Genomic DNA, 15,533 nt, shown 5'->3' with positions numbered 1-15,533 from the left:
GCCGACGGCATTGCCGAACCATGACCGGGCGGAGACCGCACCGCTGCCGATGATTGCCATCATGACCTCTGGGAACGACCCGACGACACAACGACGCGAGGGCTCAGAGGTTCAGACGTGGCCGAGGAAATCTACTTCAGCAACAACTACAGCGACCTGTCGCAGCAGCACGGCACCGGTGCCGGGTTCCAGTTCGAGTTCCGGTGCCAGCGCTGTTCCGACACCTGGCGCTCACCGTTCGAACCCTTCAGATCGGGCCAGGCGGCGGGCTGGATAGGCAAGGGCGTCAACGCCGCCTTCAGCCTGCTGGGCGGCAGCGCCAACACGATCAACAACGCCGCCGACGGGCTGGCCGGTGCGACCTGGGGCGGGGCCCGGGACGCCGCGTTCCAGCGGGCGATCGACAACGCGCACGGGCACTTCAACCGCTGCCCCCGCTGTACCTCGTACGACTGCGGGCGGTGCTGGAACGCCGAGCAGGGACTCTGCCTCCAGTGCGCCCCCGACACCGCCGCCGAGGCGGAGGCGGCCCGCCGACGCGGGCTCAACGACTCCGTCTCCGACCGCGCCTACGCCGCCGGACAGAACGCCGGGCACGGCTACGACGCCCAGACGGCCCGGCAGCTGGTCTGCCCGCAGTGCCGTACGGAGACCCACGGCGGCGCCTTCTGCCCCGGGTGCGGCCACCGGCTCGCCCGGACCCCGCAGTGCGCCTCGTGCCATGCGACCGTGCCCCAGGGGTCCGCGTTCTGCCCGGGGTGCGGCTCGCGGCAGTAACGGCGCCGGGGCGGTCGCACGCGCGGTGGTCGCGAGACCGGCGCGCGGCCGGCCGGACCCAGTGCGCCGACCTCACTCCAATGGCCTACGCACCGTGCGCCCGGCCGGTCGTTGAGCGTCATCGGATTGGTCAAATCCCCCGAGGGCGCCAACCATCCGGCCCAAGGGTCCCACTGCGCACAGGAGTTACTTCCATGAAGCTCAAGACTCTCTCCGTGGCGGCAGTCCTCGCACTGTCCGGCCTCGCCGCGACCGCCCCGGCCGGTGCGGCGCCCGGCACGGTCTCCGGCGACGGCGGCAACCGCATCGGCACCCTGCGGGTCAACGGCGACGCCTACGTCAAGGAGGGCGGGCTCAGCGCCACCTGGGTCAAGGAGTCGGCGGACGTCAAGCAGATCACCCTCTCCGGCAACCGCATCGGCGTCCTCACGGGTGACGGTGTCGCCTGGGTGAAGGAGGGTGGCCTCAGCGCCACCTGGGTCAAGGAAGCCACCGACGTCAAGCAGATCGCCCTGTCCGGCAACCGCATCGGTGTCGTGAAGGACAACGGCGATGCCTATGTGAAGGAGGGCGGCCTCAGCGCGACCTGGGTCAAGGAGTCCGACAAGGTCAAGGAGCTGGAGCTCTCCGGCAACCGCATCGGTGTCGTCACGGGTGACGGTGTGGCGTGGGTGAAGGAGGGCGGCCTCAGCGCCTCCTGGGTGCGCGAGTCGGACAACGTCATCGGCATCGACCTGGCCGGAAACCGCATCGGCGTCCTGGTCGGCAACGGTGTGGCGTGGGTGAAGGAGGGCGGCCTCAGCGCCTCCTGGGTGCGCGAGGCCGACGACGTCATCCAGCTCGAACTGTCGGGCGACCGCATCGGCATCCTGAAGGACAACGGTGAGGCGCACGTGAAGGAGGGCGGCCTCAGCGCGGCCTGGGTCCACGAGTACGACCAGGCGATCCAGATCGCCCTGTCCGGCAAGCGCATCGGTGTGCTCAAGGGCGACGGCGACGCACGGGTCAAGGAGGGCGGCCTGAGCGCGGCCTGGGTCCTGGAGGCGGGCAACGTCACCGAGCTGGCGCTCTCCTGACGCCTGGGGCAGAGCGTGTGAGGCACGACGTGTGACACCTGATATGTCACATCTGGCGTATCAGGCCTGATCCGTATCCCTGATCCGTGCCGCCCGACCCGTACCGCCTGACCCGTACCGATGGAAACCGCGCCGCGCCGCGCACCGGAGCCGACTCGGTGTGCTGCGCGGCGCGGCCGGTCAGGGGCGGGAGCGGGGGCGGGTGGCAACCTCCCGGGTCGAGACGGTGACGTGCTGGACGCGCATCGGGTGCCCGGGTTCGGTGCCGGGGCCCGGGGTGGCGCCGTCGGCGGCCGGGAGCTTGCCGCCCATGGCCACGTTCAGGATCAGGAACAGCCCGTGGTGCACCGCCCGGTCCCAGGTCCCGGCATCCATTCCGGCCTCGGTGACCCGGTGGTGGACGCGCCCGTCCAGGTACCAGCGCACCTCCTCGGCGCCGGGTGTCAGATCGACCTCGACGGCGTAGGAGTGGAACGCGGTACGGCAGCCGGGGCACGGCTGCGGGCCCGAGGTCAGACCCACCGGCTCCTCGCAGGGGCCGCCGTCGAGGACGCCGCAGTGCATGCTGCCGAAGACGGTGTCACGGCCGTTGACGGACTCCATGATGTCGAGCTCCCCGACCGAGGGCCACCCCGTGTAGCCGTCGCGGAGCTTCGCCCCCAGCGTCCAGAAGGCCGGCCAGTAGCCCGCCGCCGCGCTACCGGTGACATCCGGCAGCGCGATGGACGCCTCGATCCGCAGCACACCGCCGGGAGGCGGCGCGAAGTCCGACCGCCGGGACGTGATCCGGCCGGAGTACCATCTGCCGTCCCTGCGCGTGGGGACGATCTCCAGCGACCCCTTCCCGTCCAGGCGGACGTTGTCGGCCGAGTCCGTCATGGTCTCGATCTCACCGGTTCCCCACTGCGGGGCCGGGCACCCCGGGTAGCAAGTGCCCAGGTCGTACGTCCACCGGGCGGCGGACGGGCGGCTGCCCGCCGGTCCGTCGAAGTCGTCGTGCAGCACCCGCGTCCAGCCGTCCGCCTCCGGTGCGGGGCTTTCGGAGAGCGCCCCGGCCTCCGTGAGGAGCCGTTCGAGCCGGGAAGTGAGGACCACCGCGGCGACATCGGTCAGATGGGCGTCGTCCCGGTACAGCAGGATGCGGTCCCGCACCGCCGGGCAGGTCGCCCCCTTCGACGGGCACAGCGCCTCGTTGACCGAGACGGCCCGCACCCCGGGCAGTCGCCCGGACGCGATCCGCCGCGCGAGCGGATCGGGCCACCGCGCGGTGCCCCGGTCGAAGGCGCAGGCCTCCGGATCCGCGGCGTGCCCGGAGACACAGGCGGGGATGTCCTTCCCCGGCACGGGGGTGTCCTCCAGATACACGATCGGGACACCGAGCGCACGCAGCGGCTTGAGCGTCTTCTCCCATCCCCTGGTGAGGAGTCGCTGGTCGTCGGTGTAGCGGTTGAGGGAGGCGATCACGATCAGACGGGGCTTGGGCCCCTTCCCGATCCGGTCCAGCGTGTCCGCGCGCCAGGTGTCGCACTCGTGGTACGTGCGGCCCAACTGCGGGTTCACCACCTGGAGTTCGGGCAACGGGCAGCCCTGCTTCACCAACTCCTGGAGCGCCCAGCCGCGCTGGGCCGCCAGGGCGAGCACCGGGGAGAACCACTGCCCGGCATGCGAGTCGCCGAGCAGCACGACGCGGTCCGGGCTGCCAGTCGCCCCGAACAGGCAGGGCGGGCTGCTGGTCACCGGCGGCGCCACCTCGCAGGCCCCGTCCGGCGGGAAGTCCTTGCGCGCCTGCACGGGACTGGGCACCACGGGGCCGCCCGTGAGCGGCGTACCGTTCCGCGCCAGCAGATGCGGGCCCTCGGCCGCGCCCGGCGGCAGGCCCTTCACGTCCACCGGCGCGGCCGGACCCAGCAGCCGCAGGGTCGTGGTGCCCATCACCAGCGCGAGCACCACCGGGATGGCAACGGCCGAGACCCCCACCGACAGCCCGCGCCGGGGCAGTTCGGACACGGTCCTGCTGTGCCGCACCGGCTGTTCGACCCATCGCATGGTGGCCAGCGCGGGCAGCGCGGACGCTGCCGTGAGCGCCGCCTTCAGCGGCCAGTCCAGAGCGCCGAGGCGGGCCTCGGCGAGGACCAGCACGGGCCAGTGCCACAGATAGAGGGTGTAGGAGAGCCGCCCGATCGCACGGGGTGCCCGGCCCGCCAGCAGCCGCCCTACTCCGTACGCGTCCGGGTCGTTCGCGTTCGCGCCGGGGGACCGGCCGGGTATCCCGGCCAGGATGACCGCCGCCGTGGCCAGCGTCGGCACGAGCGCGGCGTATCCGGGGTACGGGGTCGACGCGTCGTACGCGACCATGCACCACGACAGCGCTCCGGCACCCGCCCACCCGGAGAGCAGGCGCAGGGGGCGGGGGCCGCGCAGCAGGTGCCAGGGCAGCAGCGCCAGCAGCGCGCCGATGCCGAACTGCCATATCCGCGAAGGAGTTCCGAGATACGCCAGCGAGACGGAGTCGCCCGTCCAGTGCAGGGACAGGGCGAAGGAGCCGAGCGTCAGCAGCGCGGTGAAGGCGGTCACCGCGGCCCGCACGGCACGGCCCCGGCGCACCGCCCTGGCGGCGGCGTACACGAAAGCGGCGAGCAGCGGGGCCCAGAGCAGATAGAACTGCTCCTCCACGGCCAGTGACCAGAAGTGCAGCAACGGGCTCTGGTCGTGCCCGGCCGCGAGGTAGTCGGTCTGCTGCTGGACGAAGCGCCAGTTGGCGGTGGACAGCGCCGCCGCCACCACGTCGTACTCCAGTTCGGTACGGCGCAGTGGGACGGTGAGCCAGGCCCCGGCCAGGGCGACGGCGCCGAGGACCACGGCGGCGGAGGGCAGCAGCCTGCGGGCCCGGCGGGAGAAGAACTCGCCGAGCCGGATGCGCCCGGTGGTGACGGCCTCACGTAACAGGAGCCCGGTGATCAGATAGCCGGAGATGACGAAGAAGACATCGACTCCGACGAAGCCGCCGGTCAGACCGGGCACGGCCGCGTGGAAGGCGAGGACCCCGAGCACCGCGACCGCGCGCAGCCCCTCGATGTCGGGGCGGAACCCGGCGCGGCGCGGACCCGGCCCGGAACCACCCCCGGCGGGCGGCGCTTCGGAGGGTGGGACGACCCCGCGGCGGACGCCGGGAGCCATGGTCGTGGACATTGTTCTGAGGGGCCTTTCAACTCAGCCAGGGCAGCATCGGGTTGACCCAACCGGATGCGAGCAGGGCGGTGAGCAGGAGCAGTGTGGTGGCGGCCAGCGCTTCGGGCCAGCGCCGGGGCAGCAGGCGGCGCCCCGTCGGCCGTACGCGCCGCGCGGTTCCGGATGCCGGGCGGGCGGGGCGCAGTTCGGCCGACAGGTCGCGTATCAGGGGCAGGTTGATCTGGCACTGCACCAGCAGATAGAGGGCGAGGCCCCAGTTGGGCACCCAGCCGTTGCGGGCCACCGCCAGGGCGAGCCCGGCGACGGCCGCCCCGGTGGAGCAGCAGAGCCAGGCGAGGGAGACGATCACGACCCGGCGGGCCATGCCGCCCTTCACCGTGCCGCCGGCCCCGGTGGGCACCCAGGCCGCGCTGCGGCCACGCAGGGTGTGCAGAAAGGCGGCCCCGGCGGCGACGCTGGTCAGGACGTTGGCCCGGATCACCTCCACCCGCCAGCGGGACCGGCTGATCCGCGGCAGCAGCACGTGCCAGAGCCAGAGCGGGGCGAGCAGTGGCAGCACGTGCCAGGGGCGGACGTCGTCCGGGTACCGGAACAGCATCACCAGCGGCGGCAGCGGAGCCGCGAAGGTGTTCACCGCCGTCGTCAGATAGCCGACGATGCCCTCGTAGAAGCAGAGCCGCATCCGCCAGGGCGCGCGCATGCGCTTGAGGACGGGTGTCCCCATCAGGTGCAGATTGCCCATCGCCCAGCGGTACTGCTGGTTGACGAAGGACGCCAGGTTGTCCGGCGAGGTGCCCTTGGCCACCAGGACCGGAACGTACAGGGTGCGGAACCCCTGCTCGTGGAGGGCGAGGCCGGTGAACAGGTCCTCGCTGTGGTCGAGCTTGGCGAAGCCGTCGGCCAGATCGATCGCGCTGCGGCGGTAGACCGCGTTGCTGCCGCAGCAGATGGCGGCGTCGCTCGCGTCCCGGGACGGCTGGATCCAGCGGAAGAACCACTCCTGGGCCGACCCCGCGGCGCGCTGGATCCAGCTCATCGACTCGTCGGTGTCGAAGCACTGCGGACTCTGCACGATGCCGACCCCCGGATCGGCGAGATACGGCACGAGATGGCGCAGGAAGTCGGGCCTGGGCGCGAAGTCGGCGTCCAGGACGGCGATGTACTCCGCGCTGCTCAGGGTGAGCGCGTGGTTGAGATTGCCCGCCTTCTTGAGATGGCCCCGGTCGGGGCGGACGACGTACCGGTAGCCGTACGAGGCGGCCAGCCCGGCGACCTCGGGGCTCGCGGCGTCGTCCAGCACCCAGACGGTCAGCGCACCGGGCCAGTCGACCGCGGAGACCGCGCGGTAGGCGTTGTCCAGCACGGCGAGCGGTTCGCCGCAGGTCGGCAAGTACAGGTCGACGGAAGGGAGTTCGGGAGGGTCCCAGGCGTGGACGAGCACCTCGTGCGAGCGCCTGGTCAGCCGGCGCTGGCGCAGGCTGTTGACCGAGGAGAGCGTGAGGGCGACGACGTTGAGGGCCAGCACCGCGAGGAAGGCCCACAGGGCCGGGGTGCGCAGGGCGAAGGTCAGCATCGTCGCCGCGGTGAGCACGAAGGCGAACGAGGAGCTGATCAGTACCCAGCGGCGCTGCGGGCCGAAGTACCAGTAGAGCTCGGAGTCGGAAGGTGGCTGAGGAAGATGATGGATCGTCATAAGACCCCTATGGCCAGGTATGTGGCGGCATCAGATGACCCCCACCCTAGCGCCAAAGGTATAGACCATTTGCGAAGGGAGCGTTAAAAGGGAGTGTGGAACGGGGTGTGGGGCGGAGGCGTCGAGGGCGGAGAGGGCGGATCGAGGTATCCGTGAGTGGTCCAGACCTATTCGATCGTTCTGTCCGTGTCGTGCGGGAATCACAGGCGCACACGGGGATGAACAGTCGTCCAACTCCCGTACCGGGCCACCGGGTCGGCGGACCCGTGCTCGGCCCCCGGGCCTGTGACCGGCGGAAATTCGCTGGCGGTGGCCCCGGCGGCCGGGTACGAATGGGGCCATGAGCACAGTCATGCCCCCGCAGCCCGCGCAGGACCCCGTCAGCCGAAGGACCTTCGTCCGCACCACACTCGACCTCGGCGATGTGGTGCTGCGGCCATGGGGCCGGGAGGACGCGGAGTCCGAGGAACTGCTGGACGGCCTGGTGGCCGCCGCCGCGGATCCGCAGATCGCCCTCTGGAACCCGATCGCGACGACCGACCGCGCCGACGCCCTTGCCTGGGTGGCGGCGCGCGACGGGGCCTGGGACCGCGGCGCCGGTGCCGCCTTCGCCGTACTGGCGGCCGCAGACGGCGCCCTGCTGGGCAATGTCGCACTGCGCTGGGTCGACCGCGAGGACGGCCTCGCGATGATCGGGTACTGGGTACTGCCGGCCGCCCGTGGCCGGGGCGTCGCCACCAGGGCGACCAGGGCGGTGACGAGCTGGGGCTTCGCCACGGCCGACGCCCGCCGGATCGAGATAGCCCACGCGGCGGGCAACGAGAGCTCCTGCCGGGTGGCCGACCGCTGCGGCTACCTCTTCGAGGGCACCCTGCGCGACTCCCACCGCTTCGGCGACGGGAATTACCACGACGAGCACTTGCACGCCCGCCTCGCCAACGACCCCGAACCCACAGTGTCCTGACGATGTAACAGATCACTCGGGAACCGGCCGCGTCCCTTCCGTACTCATAGGATCGACGCGATTCCGGGGAGACGGGGCGGGGTGGTCGATCGTGACGCGCGGCGGACCGATACGAGGATCACGCGGGCGCGGGGTGCTGGCACTGGCCCCGCTGCTGCTGGTGGTGGCATGTGCCGGGGGCGGTGGGACTCCGGCGAAGGAGCGGCCGAGCGCCTCCCCGGCCCGCAGCACCGCCGCCACGAAGACGCCCGACGCCGATGCCGGACCCGTCATCGACGCGGACCCCGCCCGGCTGCCCGCCACCCGGAAAGCGGCCCTCGACCTCATCGGACGGGTCATCGCGGACCCCGACAGCTTCGGCCCCGGGGTCGTCGCGCGACGCCCGTACGAGAGCGACCCGGCCACCTGGCCCGTCCTCGGGGCCGACTGCGTCTGGCGCCAGGAGAAGCCCGCGAGCAGCGTCCTGGCCACCCTCACCCGCTCGTTCGAAGTGCCCGCGGCCCGGGGCAAGGGGCCCATCCGGCTCTCCGCCGTCATGACCGTCCACCGCACCCGCGAGGACGCGCGGTGGGAGATGGCCGAGTCGATCGAGGAGACGATGCGCTGCCCCACACAGCAGCTGCGCAAGGGCGAACTGATCGGCTCGATGATCTCCAGCTCACTGATGCGGGGGGAGAGCGCCCAGAACAACTCCGAGGACGCGCTGACCGAGGCCGGAGAGTACCGGAGCAGTGTGCTCGGCGGCCCCCACCCGTACCTCTGGCAACAGGCGCAGGCACTCCGGTTCACCGTGGCCGTGACGGGCAAGGGGGCCAAGGGGCGGGCCGAGAAGGAGATCGACGACCTCACCACCCAGGCCCAGGCCGTCATGCTCACGCGCCTCGGATCCGCAGTCGCGAAGCAGAGTTGAGAAGTTGAGAAGGGGACGGCCGGATGGATGAGCTGCGTGCCTCGGACCCGTCGTGGATCGGCGGACACCGGCTGCTGGGACGGCTCGGCGCCGGTGGGATGGGAGTGGTCTACCTCGGCCGCTCGGAGACCGGGGCGCTCGCCGCGGTCAAGGTGATCCTGCCCGAGTACGCCGAGGACGAGGACTTCCGGGCCCGCTTCCGCCGCGAGGTCGAGGCCGCCCGCCGGGTGCGGAGCCCCTGGGCGGTGCCGGTCACCGGCGCCGGGACGGAGGGCGAACGCCCCTGGCTGGCCACGGCGTTCGTACCCGGGCCCGCGCTGTCGGAGGCGGTGGCCCGGTGCGGGCCGCTGCCGGCACGGAGCGTCCGGGTGCTCGGACGGCTGCTGTCCCGCGCACTGGCCGCCGTGCACGCCGCCGGACTCGTCCACCGCGACGTCAAACCCGGCAATGTGCTGCTCACCGCCGGCGGACCGCGCCTGATCGACTTCGGTATCGCGCGGGCCGTGGACGCCACCGCGCTGACCGCGACGGACCTGGTGGTGGGGACGCCCGGCTTCCTCCCGCCGGAACAGGCCTCCGGCGGCAGAACGGCCGCCGGACCCGCCGGGGACGTGTTCTCGCTGGGCTGCCTCCTGGCGTACGCCGCGACCGGACGGCCCCCCTTCGGCAGCGGCGCCGCCGAGGCGCTGCTCTACCGCACCGTCCACGACCGACCCGACCTCGAAGGGATCGACGACCCCGAACTGAGGTCGCTGCTCGGCACCTTGCTGGCCAAGGAACCCGCCGCCCGGCCCACCGCCGCGCAGCTCGACGGGCTGATCACCGAGGACGCCCCCGACGGGTCCGTCGACTGGCTGCCCGAGGACGTCGTACGGCTGATCGCCGACCGGTCCGCCGCGATGCTGGCACTCCCCGACATCGACGCCACGACCGCCGGGGAACCCGCGCCGGGCGCGGACCGGCCGGGACGCCGGAGACTCCTCCTGCTGGCGGGTGCCGCCGTGGTGGCCGCGGCAGGCGGCGGCACCTTCGCCGTACGGGAGTGGCTGCGCGACGACGCCCCCGGTGCGGCCGGGGCCGGTGAACGGGCCTGGACCATCGGCGTACAGGCCGATCTGTCCGGCCCCCGGAGCGCGGCCGGGCGGGCGCAGGAGCGCGGCGTACGCCTGGCCGTCGAACGGTTCAACTCCCGTGAGGACAGACCCTTCACGCTCCAGGTGAAGGCCCTGGACGACGGCGGGGACGCCACCCGGGCGGTGCGGGTCGCCGAACGGTTCACCCGCGACCGCGACGTACTCGCCGTGATCGGACCGACCGGCGATCCCGCCACCGCTTCCGTCCTCGGCACCTACGACGAGGCGATGCTGCCGGTCATCACCGTCTCCTCGCTCCTGCTCGCCTACCCCGCCAGGTCCAAGAGGTCCTTCTTCCAGGCCGCCCCGTCCGATGGCGCCCTGGCCGAACCGATCATCAACCGGCTGCTGCTGCGCCCCGACGTCGAACGGCTCGGGGTGCTGCTCGACCGGTCCGGCGGCCAGTCCTCCTACCAGGTGGGCTACCTCACCAACATGAACGCCGGTGTGCTCACCACCGGGACCACCTACCCGCGAGTGGTGCCGGCCGGTGCGCGGGACCTCGCGCCGGTCGTCGCGGACATGCTCGCCCATGACAGCGACGCCTTCTTCTACGCGGGCGACCCGGCCGGGGCCGCCCGCACTGCGCGCGCCCTCGCCGCCACCCCCTTCGAGGGGCCCCGCATGGCCCTGCACACCGTCATGGGCCCCCGCTTCCTGGCGGAGGCCGGGGAGGCCGCCGAGACCTGGGAGTTCACCGCCCCCCACATCGACGCGACGGCGCCCGAGGCCAAGGAGTTCGCCGCGGCGCACCGCCGCAGATTCGGCAGCGCCCCCGGCCACTGGGCCGCCGAGGCGTACGACGCGGCCGGGCTCGTCGTCGCCGCCCTCACCACGCTCACCAAGGGAGCCCAACGGCCCGCGCGGGCCGCCCTCGTGACGGGCATCGCCTCGGCCACGTACGAAGGAGTGTCCCGGACCTACGTCTTCGACGAGACCCACCGCCTCAAGCGCTCGGGCGCCTATCTCTACGGGGTGCGCGACGGCGGCTACCGCTACCTCGGCCGGGCGCCGAGGACCGGGAGCTGATCCGGCATGCGGCCGCTCACCCCGGACGACCCCCGCACCATCGGCGAGTACCGCACCCTGGTACGGCTCGGCGCGGGCGGCATGGGCGTGGTCTACCTGGCCCGTTCGCCGGGCGGGGCGCTCGCCGCCGTGAAGGTGATCCGGGCCGAGCTCGCCGCCGACCCCGGCTTCCGGGCCCGCTTCCGGCGCGAGTCCGAGGCCGCCGGGCGGGTCGCCGGACCGTGGGTGGTCCCGGTCACGGGGGCCGACACCGAGGCCCGGGAACCCTGGCTGGCCACCGCGTTCGTGCCGGGGCCCTCGCTGGCCGAGGCCGTCGGGACCGGGGGACCGCTGCCGGCCGCCACCGTCCGGGTGCTCGGCGCCCGCCTGGCCGGCGCGCTCGTCGCCGTGCACGCGGCCGGGCTCGTCCACCGCGACCTCAAGCCCGGCAATGTGCTCCTCGCGCTCGACGGGCCCCGGCTCATCGACTTCGGCATCGCACGCCACGAGGGAGCCACCGCTCTCACCGCCACCGGCGCCGTGATCGGCACACCCGGCTACCTCGCCCCCGAACAGGCTTCCGCGGGGCCGCTCGGACCGGCCTGCGACCTCTTCTCGCTGGGCTGCGTCCTCGCGTACGCGGCGACCGGACGGCCCCCGTTCGGCAGGGGCGGCGGCGCCGGAGCGCTCTTCCGGACCGTGCACGAGGAACCCGACCTGGACGGACTGCCGCCCGCACTGCGGCCCCTGGTCACGGCCTGCCTCGCCAAGGACCCGGCGGACCGGCCCACGGCGCGTCAGGCGGAGGAGCGGCTTGCAGCCCGTCAGGGCGAAGACCGGTTCACGGCGCGTCAGACGGCCGAGGATCCGTTCACGGCGCGTCAGGCGGAGGAGCGGCTCACCGGCGCCGCACCCGCGGACGGGTCCTCCTGGGCGCCGCCGGGTCTCGCCGCGCTGATCGCCGAACGTTCGGCCGCCGCCCTCGCGCTCCCCACCCCCGAACCGCCCACCGTCGTCGGGGACCCCGGTCCGTCCGGGCCCTCGCGACGGCGGGTCCTCATCGCCGCGGCCGGCGGCGCGGTCCTCCTGACGGGCGGCGCCGCCGCCGCTGCCCGGCTGGCCGGGCGACCGCGCGGCGCGGGCACGTCCTCCCGCGCCCTTCCCACGTACACGCTCGGCCTGCACGCGGACCTGAGCGGGCCGGGGAGGGCGGCCGGCCTGGCGCACCAACGCGGGATGCGGCTCGCCGTAGAGGACCACAACGCACGTACCGGCGCGGGCTTCCGGCTCGCCCTGCGCACCGAGGACGACGCCGGGGACCCGGCCCGTGCCCTGCACGTCGCCAACCGGCTGGCCGCCGATCCGGACGTGCTCACCGTGGTCGGTCCCACCGGGGACGTCGCCGCCGAGGCCGTCGTCAGCCGCTACGAGAAGGCACGCCTCCCCCTGGTCGTCGTCGCGGCACGGTCCACCACCGCCGACTGGGCGGGCACCGAGTACCTCTGCGTGACCCGGCCCTTCGACAGCTCTCTGTCCATCGGTCTGATCCGGTACCTGACCCGGGTGCGCCCGGCCCGACGGGTGGTCCTCGTCGAGGACCACGCCGACCCCCGGGGCGTCTGGTCGGTCGCGAACCAGTTCCGGGACACCCCGACCGAGGGGCTGGAGGTGACCGTACGCACGGTCGGGGCGGACACCGCCGACTTCGCCCCGGCCGCCCGAGCGGTGGTCGCCGCCCGTGCGGACGCGGTCGTGTACGCCGGATCGTCACCCGACCGGGGCGCCCGCTGCGCCACCGCCCTCGCCGACGCCGGATTCACCGGTACCGGCATGTCCGTCGGGCCGGTCCTGGCACCCGCCTTCCTCCGCCGGTCGGGGAAGGCCGCCGAAGGGTGGGTCTTCGCCCAGGCGTACACCGACCCGACGGCGCTCCCGGCCGCGAAGACGTTCACCGCCGCGTACCGGAAGCGGTTCGGGACCGCACCGGCCCGCTGGTCCGCCGAGGCGTACGACGCGGTCGGACTGATCGCACGGGCCGTCCCGGCCACGGGCGCCGCCCCGGAACGCGGTGGCGTCGCCCAGCGGCTGTTCCGGGCCAGCCACCCGGGCATCACCCGGACGCTCTCCTTCTCCTCCGCCGTCCGGAAGGTGCGGATCGAGACGGGGATCTTCCTCTACCGGGTCGAGCACGGCCGGGCCCGCTTCCTGGGGCCCTACACCAAGGTCTGAGCCCGGCCCGCCGTGCGCCGGACGGGGGAGCCGCGCCGACGGCATGAAGCGGATCTTCGGGCGCGCTTAAGAAAACCTCGATGGACCTGTGGCGCGGGGTGCGGCAGATTTCTCCGTGACGGCCGAGGATGGTGCGCGGCAGCCGATCGACGCGCGCTGCCGATGTGTCCCGTCCCTCTCGATTTCCCGGGCCGCAGGCTTCCCCTTGGCATGCCCCCGGCCCGGGTACTCAACACCGCACCAGCGCAGGGAGCCACAGCCGTGAAGGCACTCGTGAAGCAGAAGGCCGAGCCCGGACTCTGGCTGATGGACGTGCCGGAGCCGGAGATCGGCCCCACGGACGTACTGATCAAGGTCCTCCGCACCGGCATCTGCGGCACCGATCTGCACATCCGCAACTACGACGGCTGGGCGCAGCAGGCCGTACGCACCCCGCTCGTCCTCGGGCACGAGTTCGTCGGCGAGGTCGCGGAGACCGGCGCCGACGTCGTCGACATCAACGTCGGCGACCTGGTCAGCGGTGAGGGCCACCTGGTGTGCGGCAAGTGCCGCAACTGCCTGGCCGGCCGCCGCCACCTCTGCCGCTCCACGGTCGGCCTCGGCGTCGGCCGGGACGGGGCGTTCGCCGAGTACGTCGCGCTGCCCGCCTCCAACGTCTGGGTGCACCGGACCCCCGTCGACCTCGACGTCGCCGCGATCTTCGACCCGTTCGGCAACGCCGTGCACACCGCGCTGTCGTTCCCGCTGGTCGGCGAGGACGTCCTGATCACCGGCGCCGGACCGATCGGCATCATGGCCGCGGCCGTCGCCAAGCACGCGGGCGCCCGCCACGTCGTCATCACCGACGTCAGCGAGGCCCGCCTCGAACTGGCCCGCAAGGTCGGCGTCAGCCTCGCCCTGAACGTCGGCGAGGAGACCATCACCGAGGGCCAGAAGCGGCTCGGACTGCGCGAGGGTTTCGACGTCGGCCTGGAGATGTCCGGCCGGCCCGAGGCGATGCGCGACATGATCGCGAACATGACGCACGGCGGCCGGATCGCCATGCTCGGACTGCCGTCCGAGGAGTTCGCCGTCGACTGGTCCCGCATCGTCACCTCGATGATCACCGTCAAGGGCATCTACGGCCGTGAGATGTTCGAGACCTGGTACGCCATGTCCGTACTGCTGGAGGGCGGCCTCGACCTCGCCCCCGTGATCACCGGCCGGTACGGCTACCGCGACTTCGAGGCGGCCTTCGACGACGCGGCGAGCGGCCGCGGCGGCAAGGTCATCCTCGACTGGACCTCCTGACCACCCGTATCCAGCTATCGAGCCGGGAGACACCCCTCATGTTCGACTCCGTACGCGACGACCTGCGCACCACCCTCGAAGAGATCGAGGCCGCCGGACTGCACAAGCCCGAGCGCGTGATCGGCACCCCGCAGTCCGCGTCGGTCGCCGTCACCGCGGGCGGCCGCCCCGGTGAGGTGCTCAACTTCTGCGCCAACAACTACCTGGGCCTCGCCGACCACCCCGAGGTGATCGCCGCCGCCCACGAGGCGCTGGACCGCTGGGGCTACGGCATGGCCTCGGTCCGTTTCATCTGCGGCACCCAGGAGGTCCACAAGGAGCTGGAGCAGCGGCTCTCCACGTTCCTGGGCCAGGAGGACACGATCCTCTACTCCTCCTGCTTCGACGCCAACGGCGGTGTCTTCGAGACCGTCCTCGGCCCGGAGGACGCGGTCATCTCCGACGCCCTCAACCACGCCTCCATCATCGACGGCATCCGCCTCTCCAAGGCCAAGCGGTTCCGCTACGCCAACCGCGACATGGACGACCTGGAGAAGCAGCTCAAGGAGGCGTCCGGCGCCCGGCGCAGGCTCGTCGTCACCGACGGCGTCTTCTCCATGGACGGGTACGTCGCGCCGCTGCGCGAGATCTGCGACCTGGCCGAGCGCTACGACGCCATGGTCATGGTCGACGACTCGCACGCCGTCGGCTTCGTCGGCCCCGGCGGCCGGGGCACGCCCGAGCTGCACGACGTGATGGACCGGGTCGACATCATCACCGGCACCCTCGGCAAGGCGCTCGGCGGCGCGTCCGGCGGCTATGTCGCGGCCCGCGCCGAGATCGTCGCGCTGCTGCGTCAGCGCTCCCGCCCGTACCTCTTCTCCAACTCCCTCGCCCCGGTCATCGCGGCGGCCTCGCTCAAGGTCCTCGACCTGCTGGAGGCCGCCGGCGACCTGCGTGAGCAGCTCAACGCCAACACCGCGCTCTTCCGCACCCGGATGACCGAGGAGGGCTTCGACATCCTGCCCGGCGACCACGCCATCGCCCCCGTCATGATCGGGGACGCGGCGAAGGCAGGCCGGATGGCGGAGCTCCTCCTGGAGCGCGGTGTGTACGTGATCGGGTTCTCCTACCCGGTCGTCCCGCAGGGCGCGGCCCGCATCCGCGTCCAGCTCTCCGCCGCGCACTCCACGGCGGACGTGAACCGGGCCGTGGACGCGTTCGTCGACGCGCGGGCCGCGCTGGGCGAATAGCACCCGGCCCCGGGGGAGCCCCGCCCTGCGGC

At 72.8% G+C, this 15,533-nt stretch carries 10 protein-coding genes; 8 read left to right on the top strand and 2 right to left on the bottom strand.

All coding sequences use genetic code 11. The features are described from left to right. The first annotated feature begins 117 nt into the window (after window positions 1-117). Together GA0115234_RS16260 and GA0115234_RS16255 are read left to right on the top strand one after the other, a co-directional pair. Window positions 118-777, top strand: a complete 660-nt coding sequence (locus GA0115234_RS16260) for a double zinc ribbon domain-containing protein (protein ID WP_093542224.1) — start codon at window positions 118-120, stop codon at window positions 775-777. A gap of 194 nt (window positions 778-971) precedes the next feature. Further along, a complete protein-coding gene (locus GA0115234_RS16255; RefSeq protein WP_093542222.1) occupies window positions 972-1,853 on the top strand; it encodes a peptidase S1 in 882 nt (293 codons plus the stop codon). A gap of 180 nt (window positions 1,854-2,033) precedes the next feature. On the opposite strand, the gene GA0115234_RS16250 is transcribed toward GA0115234_RS16255, so the two are convergent. Both GA0115234_RS16250 and GA0115234_RS16245 read right to left on the bottom strand, forming a co-directional pair. Beyond that, entirely contained in the window at window positions 2,034-5,042 is a 3,009-nt protein-coding gene (locus GA0115234_RS16250) for an acyltransferase family protein (RefSeq protein WP_093542220.1), read from the bottom strand. Between the two features lie 16 nt (window positions 5,043-5,058). Continuing rightward, window positions 5,059-6,735 (bottom strand): glycosyltransferase family 2 protein, encoded by a 1,677-nt coding sequence (locus tag GA0115234_RS16245; RefSeq protein WP_093542218.1) that lies wholly within the window; start codon window positions 6,733-6,735, stop codon window positions 5,059-5,061. Window positions 6,736-7,075: 340 nt separating this feature from the next. Between GA0115234_RS16245 and GA0115234_RS16240 the strand changes: the two genes are divergently transcribed. From GA0115234_RS16240 to GA0115234_RS16215, 6 genes are all read left to right on the top strand, one after another. Further along, entirely contained in the window at window positions 7,076-7,699 is a 624-nt protein-coding gene (locus tag GA0115234_RS16240; protein ID WP_202553749.1) for a GNAT family N-acetyltransferase, read from the top strand. A 133-nt stretch (window positions 7,700-7,832) separates the two neighbouring features. After that, window positions 7,833-8,609 (top strand): hypothetical protein, encoded by a 777-nt coding sequence (locus tag GA0115234_RS16235; RefSeq protein WP_256088732.1) that lies wholly within the window; start codon window positions 7,833-7,835, stop codon window positions 8,607-8,609. Window positions 8,610-8,632: 23 nt separating this feature from the next. After that, the gene (locus GA0115234_RS16230) at window positions 8,633-10,771 is read left to right on the top strand and encodes a bifunctional serine/threonine-protein kinase/ABC transporter substrate-binding protein (RefSeq protein WP_093542214.1); all 2,139 of its coding nucleotides are present in this window, start codon (window positions 8,633-8,635) and stop codon (window positions 10,769-10,771) included. A 6-nt stretch (window positions 10,772-10,777) separates the two neighbouring features. Next, window positions 10,778-12,979, top strand: coding sequence for a bifunctional serine/threonine-protein kinase/ABC transporter substrate-binding protein (locus GA0115234_RS16225; protein WP_093542212.1), 2,202 nt, complete (start codon window positions 10,778-10,780; stop codon window positions 12,977-12,979). Between the two features lie 261 nt (window positions 12,980-13,240). Then, window positions 13,241-14,269, top strand: a complete 1,029-nt coding sequence (gene tdh / locus GA0115234_RS16220) for an L-threonine 3-dehydrogenase (protein ID WP_093542210.1) — start codon at window positions 13,241-13,243, stop codon at window positions 14,267-14,269. Between the two features lie 38 nt (window positions 14,270-14,307). Continuing rightward, window positions 14,308-15,501 (top strand): glycine C-acetyltransferase, encoded by a 1,194-nt coding sequence (locus GA0115234_RS16215; RefSeq protein WP_093542208.1) that lies wholly within the window; start codon window positions 14,308-14,310, stop codon window positions 15,499-15,501. Window positions 15,502-15,533: the final 32 nt, after the last annotated feature.

It is taken from the genome of Streptomyces sp. DvalAA-43, from assembly GCF_900091725.1.
GTDB lineage: Bacteria > Actinomycetota > Actinomycetes > Streptomycetales > Streptomycetaceae > Streptomyces > Streptomyces pulveraceus.
This window is presented reverse-complemented; position numbering and strand designations above follow the sequence as displayed.

Bases quoted from the DNA above. Each gene is read 5' to 3' on its own strand.
- GA0115234_RS16255 (WP_093542222.1), top strand. From the start codon at position 972: ATGAAGCTCAAGACTCTCTCCGTGGCGGCAGTCCTCGCACTGTCCGGC.
- GA0115234_RS16250 (WP_093542220.1), bottom strand. From the start codon at position 5,042: ATGTCCACGACCATGGCTCCCGGCGTCCGCCGCGGGGTCGTCCCACCC.
- GA0115234_RS16245 (WP_093542218.1), bottom strand. From the start codon at position 6,735: ATGACGATCCATCATCTTCCTCAGCCACCTTCCGACTCCGAGCTCTAC.
- GA0115234_RS16240 (WP_202553749.1), top strand. From the start codon at position 7,076: ATGAGCACAGTCATGCCCCCGCAGCCCGCGCAGGACCCCGTCAGCCGA.
- GA0115234_RS16230 (WP_093542214.1), top strand. From the start codon at position 8,633: ATGGATGAGCTGCGTGCCTCGGACCCGTCGTGGATCGGCGGACACCGG.
- GA0115234_RS16225 (WP_093542212.1), top strand. From the start codon at position 10,778: ATGCGGCCGCTCACCCCGGACGACCCCCGCACCATCGGCGAGTACCGC.
- GA0115234_RS16215 (WP_093542208.1), top strand. From the start codon at position 14,308: ATGTTCGACTCCGTACGCGACGACCTGCGCACCACCCTCGAAGAGATC.